The following is a 12,082-nucleotide window of genomic DNA, read 5'->3' as shown; positions in this document are numbered from 1 at the left end:
AACACAGACGGCACCATCCGCCACGAGAACACCGGACCAGCCATGCGACACACCCATCAGGAGCAGGATGTTGCACTCACCGATGTGACCCACCTAGTGAAACTGCCCCCGCTCTCAGCAGTGCGCGAGCGGTACGTCGCGGGCGACGAGCATCCGGTAGACGACGTCGGCGCGGTCGTCGACGGGGGCTAGCTCGGCGGTGACGACGTCGCCGTCGGACTCGACGGACTTCAGGTCGACCAGGTCGCTGACCGGGCGGGAGAGCTGGGCGACCTCGGCGTCGGACCAGGCGGCCTTGACCTGCTTCTCGAGGTCGTCGGACTCGCCGGTGAAGTGGTAGGAGACGAAGATCCGCGGGCTGTCGCCGTCGAACGCCTGGCCCACGCCGACGGCATCGAACTCGGCGGAGATCGGGCACTCCAGCGCTCGGGACACGTCGGGGTCGGCCGCGACGGACGGCGCGAAGGTGAGGTCGCCGGCGACCAGGGTCGCGGCGTACGACTCGGCATCGTCGAGCGCCTCGGCGACGGCGCCGAGCGCGTCGTGGTCGGAGAGCCGTTCGCCGTCGTCGTCCTTCCAGTCCCTGACCAGCCCGGCCTGGTTGGCGAAAGCCACTCGGCCGTTCTTCTCCTCGAGAGCGGTCACGAAGACGTAGGGGCCGTCGCCTGAGTCGGCCGAGCCCGCGTCGAACTCACCGATCTCGCCTTCGGCGGTCTGCCGTACGCCGTCGCGCTCCGGCAGGCCGTCCTTCAGCCCGGCGCCGTCGCGGAGCTCCTCGACCACGAACCGTCGCTCCGGGTCGCTGACACCGGCGAAGGCGCTCACCTCGGTGACGTCGAACCCGACCTGCTCCCGCCCCTGCCCGGTCACCAGGTACTGGACGCCGAGCAACGACGAGAAGGGCACGAACACCGGGCCGTCGAACCCCCGCAGCCACTCGCCGGCGGCGTCGGAGTCACCAGGCTCGGGTGACTCCATGTCGGCCAGCTCGGTAGCGCGGTCGAGGTCGGCCACCTCGACCGTGACCAGGCCGTCGGTCTCGGCGTAGGGCAGCTCTTCGAGAGCGTCGCTGATGCTGAAGTCGTCCTCCGAGCCGAAAACACTGCAGCCGGACAGCGTGAGCGCAGCAACGACTGCGACCACGGCAGGCGTAGGCCAGAAGTTTGACGACACGGGTCCCCCCAAAGGACTGATGCGGACAGACCGTAGCAGCGAACCAACGCCTCGTCATGGATGGTTTCGGCGTCAACTGTCGAACGGGTTGACTTAGAGCGCACTCACATTTCTAGCGTCGGGCCATGACCGAATCACCCGTCACCCTGATCACCGGCGGCTCCACCGGGATCGGCGCCGCCGCCACCCGCCAGCTCCTCGACCTCGGCCACCGGGTCGCCGTCACCGCCCGCCGCAAAGAGCGGCTCGAGGACCTCGCCGAGCAGCTCGGCCGCCCCGACGAGCTACTGCTCCTGCCCGGCGACGCCGCCGACAACGAGTCGGTACGGCGCGCCGTCGCGGACACCGTCGAGCGCTTCGGCCGGCTGAACCACGCGGTCGCCAACGCCGGCTACGCCACCTTCGACGCGATCACCGACGGCGACCCGGAGGGCTGGAAGGACATGGTGTTGACCAACGTCCTCGGCCCCGCGCTGCTGGTGCACCACGCGATCCCGGCGCTGCGCGAGACCCGCGGCCGGATCGTGCTGGTCGGCAGCGTCGCCGGCGTGAAATGGTCACCGGACAACATCTACGGCGTCACCAAGTGGGCGGTCACCGGTCTGTCCGAGAACACCCGCCTGGCCGTCACCGAGGACGGCATCGGCGTCACCCTGATCTCGCCCGGCCGCACCGAGACGGCGTTCTGGGAAGGTGCCGGGGACGAGCGCCCCGACACCGGCATGATGACCTCCGACCAGGTCGCGGCCACGCTGCTTTGGGTGCTCACCCAGCCCGCCGGCGTGGACATCAACAGCGTCACTCTGCGCCCGGTCGGCCAGCCGATCTGAGCCGCGGGTCCGGTGCCCGGCGGAGCACCCAGGGCTCGAGGCGCGAGTAGCCCTTGACCGAGGTACGGCGCATCCGCCGGAGCCGGTAGCCGGGAAGGTCGGCGGTGCCGCCGACCTCCTCCTCGGCACCCACCAGCCCGGGTACGTCGATCGCGTCGATGATCGCGGCCAGCGGCGCCGCGTCGTCCTGCTCCACCCGTGGCTCGACGCCGACCAGCGAGTCGCGAGCGCCGCGGTCGACGAGCACGGTCCCGGGCCGGGCCACGGAGGTGAGGCGGGAGGCGATGTTGACGGTCGGCCCGAAGACGTCGCCGAGCCGGCTCAGCACCTCGCCGTACGCCACCCCGGCCCGGACCTGCGGGAACCGGTCGTCGGCGACGGCGCCGCGCGCGGTGATGTCGAGCGCGACGTCGGCAGCGGCGCGCACCCTGTCGGCCACGAACAGCACCTCGTCGCCGATGGTCTTGATCACCCGGCCGCCGGCGTCCACCACGGCGCGGGTGACCTCGTCCTCGAAGTACTCGATCAGCGCGACCAGCTCGCGCTCGCTGAGGCTCTTGGAGATCGAGGTGTAGCCGACGATGTCGACGAAGCCGACCGCCAGCTTCGGCAGCCCCTCGGCGCTCACCGCCAGCAGCCGGGCCGCCGCGCTGACCAGGTGCCGGCGCCAGATGTACTCCTGGAGGTACTCGATCCGCGGCAGCACCTGCCCGACCACGCCGCTGAGCGCGCGGGCCGGCTCGGGCTGCGCCGCGACCACATCCGCGAGCAGGTCGGTCTGCCACTCGGCGAGCCGGGCGAAGCTGCGTCCCCAGGTCCGCACCATCGCCGCCTGCGACTCCGGGTCGACCAGACCCAGCCCCATCAGCTCCGCGGCGGCCGCCAGCGCTTTGACGTCGGCCTTGGTGAAGGCGACGTCACTGTCCTCGTGGTGGGCGAAGCCGAGCAGGTGCCACAGCTCGGTTGCGACCTCCATCGGTACGCCGGCCTTGGCGGCCACCTGCTGCCGAGTGAGCGTGGGCTTGGCGCCCATGAGCAGCCGCTCGATCTCCTCCGGCGACACGAGCTCCGGTGGGTCGTCGGTCATCCGCCCGGAGTGTGCCGGGCCACCGCGTCGTCGAGGGCCTCGCGGAACGACGGGATGTCCGCCGAGAGCTTCTCGATCGTCTCCCGGGTCAGGTGCAGGGCGCGCAGGTCGCTGGTCGCGACCAGGGTCGCGTTGCGGAGCTGGTGGTTGACGATCGAGGTCTCACCCATGATGTCGCCGGGGGTGAGTACGGCGAACTCCTCGGCGCCGTGCCGGACCGACACCTCGCCCTCCAGCAGCACGTACGCCTTGTCCGACGGCGTGCCCTCCCAGATCGGCGACCAACCAGCCGGGACGGTCACCTCGGTCCCAGCCTCACGGATCCGGGAGACCTCGCTGTCGGTGAAGCGGTCCAGGAACGACTCGGGCATGACACAACCTCTCGTCTGTCGGGCCCTCCCCGCCTCGGATCCTCGCGCGTACCTGGCCGGGCTGTCCATAGCCCGCCCGCCAGTCGGTTACCTGTAGGTAAGGAGGCTGCGGTCGTGTTCGAGGTGGGTGTGCTCGTTGAAGGAGACGACCGAGAGGCCGTTGCGGCCGCTGATCAGCTTGGTGACGCCGGTGTTGACCGCGACGCTGTTGAAGCGGCCCCAGGACGCCGGCTCGCCGGCGAGCAGGCGCGCGGTGAGGACGCCGATCGGCCCGCCGGAGGTGACCACCACCGCGAGCCCCTTCTCCGGGACGACGTCGTTCAGCCGCTCGGCGGCCGCGACCACCCGGGCCTCGAAGGCGGTGAACGGCTCGGGGTAGTCGGCGTCGTACTCGCCCGACGCCCAGCGCGCGATGGCCAGCCCGAAGGCCTCCTGGAAGGCCTGGTCCGGGCGCAGTGTGGGCCGGTACGCCTCGATGATCTGCAGGTGGTCGAACTCGTCGAACCCGTCGTCGACCACCACCTCGCCGTGGTTGCCCCAGCCGGCCGCGCCGACCAGCTCGTCGGTGGTCTGCTGGTGCCGCCGCAGTCCGCCGCGGATCACGACGTCCGGGGTCACCCCGCGCGCGGCCAGTGACTTGCCGAGCACCCGCGACTGCTCGTGGCCGACCTCGGAGAGCACGTCGTAGTCCGCGGCGCCGAACGACGCCTGCCCGTGCCGGACCAGGAGTACGACGCTCACGACCCGGCCGCCGCGATCAGCCGCTGGCAGCGGCGGTCGAGGATGTCCACCCAGACGCCGATGTCCTTGAACCTCGGGTTGGTGGTCTGCCCGTGGTAGTAGCGGTAGTAGATCTGCTGGGCGATCACGGCCAGCCGGAACAGCCCGAAGACCTCGTAGAACACCCGGTCCCGCTCGCCGACCTCCAGCCCGGTGCGCTCGCCGTAGTAGTCGAAGATCCCCTGTCGGGTCGGCATCCCGGGCAGGTGGGAGGGCTGCATCCGGGCCAGCTGGATCTCGGCGTCGTCGTCGGCCTGGACCCAGTAGGCGATCGCGCCGCCGAGGTCCATCAGCGGGTCGCCGAGGGTGGCCATCTCCCAGTCCAGCAGCCCGATCGGGCGGGTCAGGTCGTCCGGCGCGTAGACGATGTTGTCCATCCGGAAGTCGTTGTGGATCAGGCAGGTACGACGGTCGGGAGGCTGGTGGGCGTCCAGCCAGTCCATGGTGCTCTCCATCGGTCCGACGTCCGGTGTCCGGGCCTTGCGGTAGCGACCCGACCAGCCGCCGACCTGGCGGGCGACGTACCCCTCGCCCTTGCCGAGGTCGCGCAGGCCCGCGGCGTCGACGTCGACGCCGTGCAGGTCGATCATCAGGTCGAAGGTGTTGGTGGCCAGGCTCCGGGCCTGTTCCGGGGTCAGCTCGACGCCCGCCGGCAGGTCCACCGCGGGGATGGGGCCGACCAGCCGCTCCATCACGTAGAACTGCGAGCCGATCACCGACTCGTCGTCGCAGAACGCCACCATCGGCGCGACGTACGGGAAGACGGGCGCCAGCCGGGACTGGATGGTGAACTCCCGGCCCATGTCGTGCGCGCTCTTGGCCTTGTGCCCAGCCGGCGGCCGACGCAGGATCAGGTCGCGCTCGGGGTAGCGGAGCAGGTAGGTCAGGTTGGACGCGCCCCCGGAGAACTGGCGGACCTCGGGCGTGCCGGCCAGGGCGGCGTCGCCGTGCTCGCGCAGCCAGCCGGCCACCCGCTCGACGTCGAAGGCATCCTCGTCGCGGACCGCCCGGGCGCCCGCGACCTCGCCGCTCAGAAGGTCCTCCGGACCACCGACATCGGCGCGTTCTTCAGCACGAAACCGATCGGCACCCACGGCCACGCCGGGACGTACGCCTTCTCCTTGCGCTTCTCGATGGCCGCGACCATCGACTTCACGCCGGTCTTGGTGTCGACCATGAACTTGGCCTTCTGGGCGACCTTCTCGTTCATCTCCGAGCGGATGTAGCCGGGGTAGATGATCGAGACGTCGATGCCCTTCTTCTTGACGTTCTCGTTGAGCAGGCCCTCGGCCAGGGCGGCGACGCCGGCCTTGGTGGCGGCGTACGTCGTGATCGTCTTGCGCATCCCGCGCAGCGCGGAGATAGACGAGATCATCACCAGGTGGCCGCTCTTCTGGGCCCGGAAGATCTCCATCGCCGCCTCGGTCTGGGCGAGCGCGGCCACGAAGTTGGTCATCGCGGTCTGCCTATTGGCATCGTACCGGCCGGTGCCGAGCGGCGCGCCCTTGCCGAGGCCGGCGTTGATGATCACCCGGTCGATGCTGCCGAACTCGGCCGCGAACTCCTTGAACACCCGGAACACCGCGTCGTCGTCGTTCACGTCGAGCGCCTTGAGCTCGACCCGGCGGTCGGGGTGCGCCGCGGCGATCTCGGCCTTGAGTGCGTCGAGCCGGTCGGTACGCCGCGCGCACAGCGCCAGGTCGTAGCCGAGCTCGGCGAACTGGCGGGACATCTCCTCGCCCAGGCCGGAACTGGCTCCGGTGATCAGAATCGTGCCCTTGCTCATCTGTCTGTCTCCTGGCTCGTGTGGTTCGGCGTCTCGGCTGAATCGGTGAGCGCTCTTATCTTCGCGCCGTATCCGTGCTGCTGCTTGCGGTAGGTGTCGGGGTCGGCGTGCTTGTCGCGGTAGGCCACCCGGCCGACCTCGTCGGTGAGGATTAGCGGGTCGTCGGTCTCCATCCCGGCGATCACCTCGGCGGCGATGTCCTCGGCGCCCAGCGGGGACTTGTCGACCAGCCGGCCGATCATCACCGCCGGCACCGGGTCCGCGCCGCTGAACGAGCTGGCCAGATTGGTGCGGAAGTACGACGGGCAGACCGCCTGCACCTTGATCCGCCATGGCGACAGCTCGAAGTGCAGCGACTCGCTCATCGCCACCACGCCCGCCTTTGCCGCGGTGTACGGCGCCATCGCCGGCGGGTGGACCAGGCCGGCCATCGAGGCGGTGTTCACGATGTGACCGCCCTCCTGGCGCTTCATCATCGGCACGAAGGTGCGGCAGCCGCGGACCACGCCGTACAGGTTGATCTCGATGCCGCGCTGCCACTCGTCGAAGCCGGCCACGTCGATCCGGCCGCCGGCGGCGATCCCGGCGTTGTTGACGAGTACGTCGAGCCCGCCCCACTGCTCCTCGACCCAGTCGCGGGCGCGCTCCCAGTCGTCGTCCGACGTCACGTCGAGCTTGAGGTCAGCACCGGCGAGGTCCGTGGAGACCACCCGGTCGCCGCGGGCGGCGAACGCCTCGACCAGCGCGGCGCCCAGCCCGGACGCACCGCCGGTGACGAGTACTCGTCTGCCCTGTGTCATCGTTCGAACCCTTCCGCCCAGCCGTCGCGGAGCGCGTCGGCATCGTCCTTGTTCTCGCCGAACAGCTCCGGCTCGATCTCCGCGCTGCCGCTGCCGAACGACGCCTCGTTGCGCCTGTCGTCGTCGCCGATCCAGCTCAGCTCCACCCGCATCGGCTCCTCGGCGAGGGCGGTCTCGGCCAGGGCGGCGCCGAGCTCGCGCAGGTCGACCGGCCCGGGCGCGGGCGAGACCTTGAGCACTGTGCCGAAGCCGTCGGCGCGCACGCCGATCAGCTCCCATCGATCCTGCCCGACCAGGTCCCTGGCCACCTCGGTATGCAGCTCCTCACCCGGCCCGCGAGCGACGACCGCGTCGGGCGTCGCATAGGACACGCCGGTTGCCTCGTAGTCGTCGGCCGCCTCGGCGGTGAGGGCATCGTGCAGGGCATCGACGTCGTCGAGCGTCGCCATCACGACGTTGAGCGTCTCGCCGTTGGCGGAGGCGCTCTCGAATCCCGGCCGCTCGCGGGCCACGTCGACGATCCGCTTCATCCGCGGCGCCGCCTCGCTGGACGCACCGCTCAGTGACACGTCGTCTTGGGCACCGCCGAGGTCGACCACGGCGATCTTGTCGAACTCAGGCTGCTCGCCGGCGAAGGTCTCGGCCTCGTCGACATCGGTGCCCTCGGCGAGCTGCAGCTCCAGCCGGTCGGCGGCGAGCGCGCCGCCGGTGACGCCGTACTCCTCGTCGAGCCGCTCACCCAGGGCGATCTCGTCGCCGGCCGAGGCGCCGCCCGTGCCGGTGTTGACGACCAGCTCCTCGGTGTGGGCGGCCAGCTCCTTGATCTCGGCGCGGCTCATCACCTCGTCGACGTGGCCGACAACCTCCGAGTACGGCGCGTTCTCGAGCTGGAGGTCACCCGTCCGGCTGTCGGCGGCGAGGGCCAGGCCGGTCACGCCATCGGTGGTGGCGGCGTACACCAACACGCTGGCGAGGCCCTTGTCGACGGCGGCGGACTTGGCATAGGTCAGCGCGAACGACTCACCCGCGCTGATCGTCACGCTCAGGTCGCGATCGTTGACCAGATCGCTGGTTGCCGCCTTGACCGCGAGGATCTGGTCCTCCGTGAGCGTCTCGGGCTCCATCTCGACGGCGCCTCGGCAGTCGTAGGACCGGGGCAACGGCTCCTGGCAGGACACGCTTGTCGAGGTCACGCCCGACAGCGAACCGACCGCGTCGTCGAGCTCCGTGGTCGTGACCGGCTTGCCGCAGGCCACAGCCGCGGCGGCGACGACGGTCAGCGTGGCCACGAGGGCATACCTCACCGGGAGGCGCCGTACTTCATCAGCTCGAGGCGGGCGACGACGCCGCGGTGCACCTCGTCGGGGCCATCGGCCAGCCGAAGCGCACGGGCATTGATCCAGGCGCCGGCGAGCGGGAAGTCGTTGCTGAGGCCGCCGCCGCCGTGCAGCTGGATGGCGAAGTCGATCACCTGCTGGGCCATGTTCGGGACCGCGACCTTGATCTGGCTGACCTCGTTGATCGCGTTCGGCGAGCCTCCGGTGTCCAGCTTCCAGGCGGCGTTCAGGACCAGCAGCCGGGCCTGGTCGATCGCGATCCGGGCGTCGGCGATCCGCTCCCGGTTGCCGCCGAGGTTGGCCAGCGGCTTGCCGAAGGCGGTCCGCTCCAGGCCGCGCTTGCAGGCGAGCTCGAGCGCCTTCTCCGCCAGCCCGATCAGCCGCATGCAGTGGTGCACCCGGCCCGGACCGAGCCGGCCCTGGGCGATCTCGAACGCGCGGCCGGGGCCGAGCAGGACGTTGCTCGCCGGCACCCGGACGTCGGTGAACGACACCTCGCCGTGGCCGAAGGGCTCGTCGTACACGCCCATCGTCTGCAGCATCCGCTCCACCTTGACGCCCGGAGCGTCCCGCGGGACCAGGACCATGGTGTGCCGTTGGTGCCGGCCGGCGTCGGGGTCGGTGAGCCCCATGAAGACGAAGATCTTGCAGTCCGGGTGGCCGACGCCGGTCGACCACCACTTGCGGCCGTTGATCACGATCTCGTCACCGTCGAGGACCGCGGTGGCCTCCATGTTGGTGGCGTCGGAGGAGGCGACGTCGGGCTCGGTCATCGTGAACGCGCTGCGGATCCGGCCGTCGAGCAGCGGCTCCAGCCACTCCTTGCGCTGCGCCTCGTCGCCGTACTTCAGCAGCACCTCCATGTTGCCGGTGTCGGGCGCGTTGCAGTTGAAAACGTACGGCGCGATGAAGGACCGGCCGGTCAGCTCGGCGATCGGCGCGTAGTCGGTGTTGGTCAGCCCCTCGCCGCCGTCGGTGCCGAACCGGGCGGCGTACTCACCCGCGTGCTCCTTCGGCAGGAAGAGGTTCCACAGGCCCTGGGCCCGCGCCTTCTCCTGCAGCTCGGCGATCAGCGGCAGCGGCTGCCACGGGTCGCCGCCGCGCTCGCGGGTCGCGGCGATCTCGTGGTGGTAGCCCGCCTCGACCGGCTCGATCTCGGTCTCGATGAAGGCCTTGACTCGGGCGGTCAGGTCGGCGGCACGCGCGGAGGGAGCGAAGTCCATGACGTTGACGATAGCGAGTTGTTGAGCAATGCTCAATAGCGTGACCACGTCCCCGGAGCCAGCTGCACGGACCCGTCTCGCGCCCGACGAGCGTCGCCGGCAGCTGCTCGGCATCGGCCTGCGCAAGCTGGTGGAGCGGCCGATCCAGGCGGTGTCGGTGGACGAGGTTGCGGCCGAGGCGGGGATCTCGCGCGGCCTACTGTTCCACTACTTCCCGACCAAGGCGGCGTACCACGACGCGGTGATCGGCGCCGCGGTGCGCCGGGTGCGGCGCAACATCGCGCCGGATGACGGGGCCACGGGCGACGAGGCGCTCACCCAGTTCGTCGAGCGCTACTTCGCCCAGATCGAGCGGCGCCGCGACTTCTACCTGGCGCTGGTGTTCGGCAGCGGCGCGCTCGCCCTCGGCGGCGACCGGGTAGAGAGCCTGCGCGCCGCCATCGCCGACCAGCTGGCCGAGCGGCTCGAGCTCGGCCCGGCCGCGCTCGACGTCGTCCACGCGTGGACGGCGTACGTCGAGGATCGCGCGCTGCAGTGGACCGCCGACCCGGTGAGCGAGCGCCCGCGTCCGCTCAGCGACGAGGTCGCGCACTGTACGGCGGCTTTGCGGACGCTGCTGAGCCTCGACAGCTGACCCGGCAACCGGCCAGTGGAGTGAGCGACCGCAGATAGCGGGCCGAAACGGCGCTCAGGTGGAGCACGGGCCGCGCCCTAACAGGCTTCTGACACCCCAAAGTGGGGATTGCCTGGATTTCGGTAGCCGAATGTCGTACCTTAGGTGAACGAAAAGTGAACAGGAGGTGTCTCATGAGAGACAACCAAGTGGCTGAGCGCCCCTCCGGCCTGACCCTCACCTGGGTGCCCGTGCAAGACGCACGCGGTCGGACATACATGGAGGCGCGCTGGTCCGCGCCCGTGGTGGAAGCGCCGAAGCACGTTCCCCACCACGCCGCCTGACCGGCACTCGAGCCAGCCAAAGACAAGCAGCCGCGGCCCCTCCCTGGGGCCGCGGCTGCTTCATGTAACGCGGAGTTATCCACTCTGCCGCCGCGTTATTACCGGGTAGCAGTGTGCATAACTCCGCGTTACAAGGCGGTCAGCGCGCGACGACGGTGAACGTCGCGCTGGCGTCCACGACGTACCCACCGTCGCGGAACAGGTGGACCCGGTAGCTGCCGGGCGGCAGCGGCCAGGTGCTCCCCGACTGCTGGCGGCCGAGGGTCTGGCTGCCGCTGGTCCGGCCGTTGAGGTACGCCCAGCGGAGCGACGCCTGGGTTCCCGGCGTGACGCCGGCCGGGTAGATGCCGACCCAGCTCGACGCGTGGCCGGACGCGTTGCTGAACGTGACCGACACGTTCTCGCCCGAGCGGTACGTCGACTTCCCCGTGGCCACCGTCGGCAGCTGCGCGGCTGAGAGCACCCGGAACGAGGCCGAGGCCAGGATCCGATGGCCGTCGTTCTCCAGCAGGTGCACTCGGTAGTTGCCGGGTGGCGGCGGCCAGGTGCCCGCCTCCTCGCCCGGCGACGTGGCGTCGAAGGTCACCGAGCCGTTGGTGACCGCCCCGCCGGGCGTCTGCGAGCCGCCGACGTACTTCCAGTACCGCGAGGCGACGCTGCCCGGCGTGTCACCCTCGCGGTAGATCCCGATCCAGTCCCGGGAGTTGCCGGGGCCGGCGAAGTCGACCTTGATCGGCGCGCCCGGCGCGTAGTCGGCGCGGTCGGTGGCGACCGAGTGCGGCAGCGGCGCCGGGGTCGCGGTGAACGTCGCCACCACCGCGCGGTGGTCCGAGGGCCAGGGCGACACGACGATGTCGGCGTTGGCGCTGGACTCGCCGACCACCTGCGAGGCGGTCGTCGTCGACGGGCCGATCGAGTAGACGAAGTCGATCCGGTCGTGCACCTCGTCCGGCTCGGTGTTGGGCGGCGGGTATCCCGGGGTCCAGGTGTGGCCGTGGTCGGCCGACGGGTCGGGGTTGACCTGCCGGTACGGGTCACGGAAGCCGAGCCGCTCGAGCTCGGCCGAGACCGGCCAGCGGACGGCGTACCCGAAGTGCTCGGGCCTGCGCGCCTCGGTCCAGTCGAGGTGGGACGGCACGTTGAAGTCGCCGGTCAGGAACACCGGTACGCCGCTGGCCGCGACCGCGGGCAGCGCGTCGAAGCGCGAGTCCATCTCGGCCATGTGGATCCGCTGCTCGTTCGCCAGGACGGTGGACAGGCTGGAGCCGTCGCGGAGGTCGTACGGGCCGTACGGGTAGGCGGTCAGGTGCACGTTCGAGACCGCGACCGCCTGCCCGGGCGCCACCGTGGCGTACACATAGGGGCCGCCGTCGCCGGGGTCGACGAGCGGGTAGCGGCTGACGACGTTCTGGCCGGCGTGGTGGTACCAGCCGAGCTCGGTGGCCAGTCGGGCCAGGTTCCCACCCGGTTCTTGGACGCCGACGATGTCGGCGCCCGCGGTCTGGATCGCCCGCACCACCTGGCTGAAGTTGACCTGGGTGCCACCCAGCCAGATGTTGAAGCTCATCACCTTGACGGTCACCGCGGCCGCCGCTTTAGGCGGCGCCTCGGTAGCTGTTTGTGGGGCTGCAGCGGTCGGCTGCAGCGTGGAAAGCGTGGCCAGGATCGCGGCCAGAATGGTGGCCGGCCCAAGTCGTCTGCTCCTCATGGCGCACACCCTAAGGCGGCGGAACTGGCC

At 70.6% G+C, this 12,082-nt stretch carries 12 protein-coding genes; 2 read left to right on the top strand and 10 right to left on the bottom strand.

What is annotated here, in order from left to right:
• Positions 1–114 precede the first annotated feature (114 nt).
• Positions 115–1,173, bottom strand: coding sequence for a hypothetical protein (locus DDV73_RS28330; protein ID WP_206050641.1), 1,059 nt, complete (start codon positions 1,171–1,173; stop codon positions 115–117).
• A gap of 125 nt (positions 1,174–1,298) precedes the next feature.
• Here DDV73_RS28330 and DDV73_RS01340 point away from each other — a divergent pair, with 125 nt between their 5' ends.
• Positions 1,299–2,003, top strand: a complete 705-nt coding sequence (locus tag DDV73_RS01340) for an SDR family oxidoreductase (RefSeq protein ID WP_109505439.1) — start codon at positions 1,299–1,301, stop codon at positions 2,001–2,003.
• Here the strand turns inward: DDV73_RS01340 and DDV73_RS01335 are convergent.
• The 8 genes from DDV73_RS01335 to DDV73_RS01300 all read right to left on the bottom strand — a co-directional run bounded on the left by DDV73_RS01335 (position 1,972) and on the right by DDV73_RS01300 (position 9,387).
• Entirely contained in the window at positions 1,972–3,090 is a 1,119-nt protein-coding gene (locus DDV73_RS01335; RefSeq protein WP_109505438.1) for an adenylate/guanylate cyclase domain-containing protein, read from the bottom strand. The two genes, DDV73_RS01340 and DDV73_RS01335, sit on opposite strands and share 32 nt — an antisense overlap.
• Positions 3,087–3,461: a Crp/Fnr family transcriptional regulator gene (locus DDV73_RS01330; RefSeq protein ID WP_109505437.1), complete on the bottom strand. Its 375-nt coding sequence runs from the start codon at positions 3,459–3,461 to the stop codon at positions 3,087–3,089. Before DDV73_RS01330 ends, DDV73_RS01335 begins: the two co-directional genes overlap by 4 nt.
• 87 nt (positions 3,462–3,548) lie before the next feature.
• Entirely contained in the window at positions 3,549–4,202 is a 654-nt protein-coding gene (locus DDV73_RS01325; protein ID WP_109505436.1) for a histidine phosphatase family protein, read from the bottom strand.
• Positions 4,199–5,335, bottom strand: coding sequence for a phosphotransferase family protein (locus tag DDV73_RS01320; RefSeq protein WP_240617040.1), 1,137 nt, complete (start codon positions 5,333–5,335; stop codon positions 4,199–4,201). The genes DDV73_RS01325 and DDV73_RS01320 overlap by 4 nt, the downstream gene beginning before the upstream one ends.
• Positions 5,272–6,027, bottom strand: a complete 756-nt coding sequence (locus DDV73_RS01315; protein ID WP_109505435.1) for an SDR family oxidoreductase — start codon at positions 6,025–6,027, stop codon at positions 5,272–5,274. Before DDV73_RS01315 ends, DDV73_RS01320 begins: the two co-directional genes overlap by 64 nt.
• Entirely contained in the window at positions 6,024–6,827 is an 804-nt protein-coding gene (locus tag DDV73_RS01310) for an SDR family NAD(P)-dependent oxidoreductase (RefSeq protein ID WP_109505434.1), read from the bottom strand. The genes DDV73_RS01315 and DDV73_RS01310 overlap by 4 nt, the downstream gene beginning before the upstream one ends.
• The gene (locus tag DDV73_RS01305; RefSeq protein ID WP_109505433.1) at positions 6,824–8,116 is read right to left on the bottom strand and encodes a hypothetical protein; all 1,293 of its coding nucleotides are present in this window, start codon (positions 8,114–8,116) and stop codon (positions 6,824–6,826) included. The genes DDV73_RS01310 and DDV73_RS01305 overlap by 4 nt, the downstream gene beginning before the upstream one ends.
• 11 nt (positions 8,117–8,127) lie before the next feature.
• Positions 8,128–9,387, bottom strand: coding sequence for an acyl-CoA dehydrogenase family protein (locus tag DDV73_RS01300; protein ID WP_109505432.1), 1,260 nt, complete (start codon positions 9,385–9,387; stop codon positions 8,128–8,130).
• Positions 9,388–9,427: 40 nt separating this feature from the next.
• On the opposite strand from DDV73_RS01300, the gene DDV73_RS01295 reads away from it, so the two are divergent.
• On the top strand, positions 9,428–10,021 hold the full coding sequence (locus DDV73_RS01295; RefSeq protein WP_206050640.1) for a TetR/AcrR family transcriptional regulator: 594 nt from the start codon (positions 9,428–9,430) through the stop codon (positions 10,019–10,021).
• Positions 10,022–10,483: 462 nt separating this feature from the next.
• Here the strand turns inward: DDV73_RS01295 and DDV73_RS01290 are convergent, their stop codons facing one another.
• Complete coding sequence (locus tag DDV73_RS01290) at positions 10,484–12,052, bottom strand: endonuclease/exonuclease/phosphatase family protein (RefSeq protein WP_109505430.1); 1,569 nt, start codon at positions 12,050–12,052, stop codon at positions 10,484–10,486.
• Between the last annotated feature and the right edge of the window lie 30 nt (positions 12,053–12,082).

Source organism: Nocardioides speluncae (assembly GCF_003121585.1).
Lineage (GTDB): Bacteria > Actinomycetota > Actinomycetes > Propionibacteriales > Nocardioidaceae > Nocardioides > Nocardioides speluncae.
The sequence above is the reverse complement of the archived record's forward strand: the minus strand, read 5'-3'. Positions and strand labels throughout refer to the sequence as shown.

What these genes read in the sequence shown, in the direction of transcription:
- DDV73_RS01340 (WP_109505439.1), top strand. Translation starts at nt 1,299, where the DNA reads ATGACCGAATCACCCGTCACCCTGATCACCGGCGGCTCCACCGGGATC.
- DDV73_RS01335 (WP_109505438.1), bottom strand. Translation starts at nt 3,090, where the DNA reads ATGACCGACGACCCACCGGAGCTCGTGTCGCCGGAGGAGATCGAGCGG.
- DDV73_RS01330 (WP_109505437.1), bottom strand. Translation starts at nt 3,461, where the DNA reads ATGCCCGAGTCGTTCCTGGACCGCTTCACCGACAGCGAGGTCTCCCGG.
- DDV73_RS01315 (WP_109505435.1), bottom strand. Translation starts at nt 6,027, where the DNA reads ATGAGCAAGGGCACGATTCTGATCACCGGAGCCAGTTCCGGCCTGGGC.
- DDV73_RS01310 (WP_109505434.1), bottom strand. Translation starts at nt 6,827, where the DNA reads ATGACACAGGGCAGACGAGTACTCGTCACCGGCGGTGCGTCCGGGCTG.
- DDV73_RS01300 (WP_109505432.1), bottom strand. Translation starts at nt 9,387, where the DNA reads ATGGACTTCGCTCCCTCCGCGCGTGCCGCCGACCTGACCGCCCGAGTC.
- DDV73_RS01290 (WP_109505430.1), bottom strand. Translation starts at nt 12,052, where the DNA reads ATGAGGAGCAGACGACTTGGGCCGGCCACCATTCTGGCCGCGATCCTG.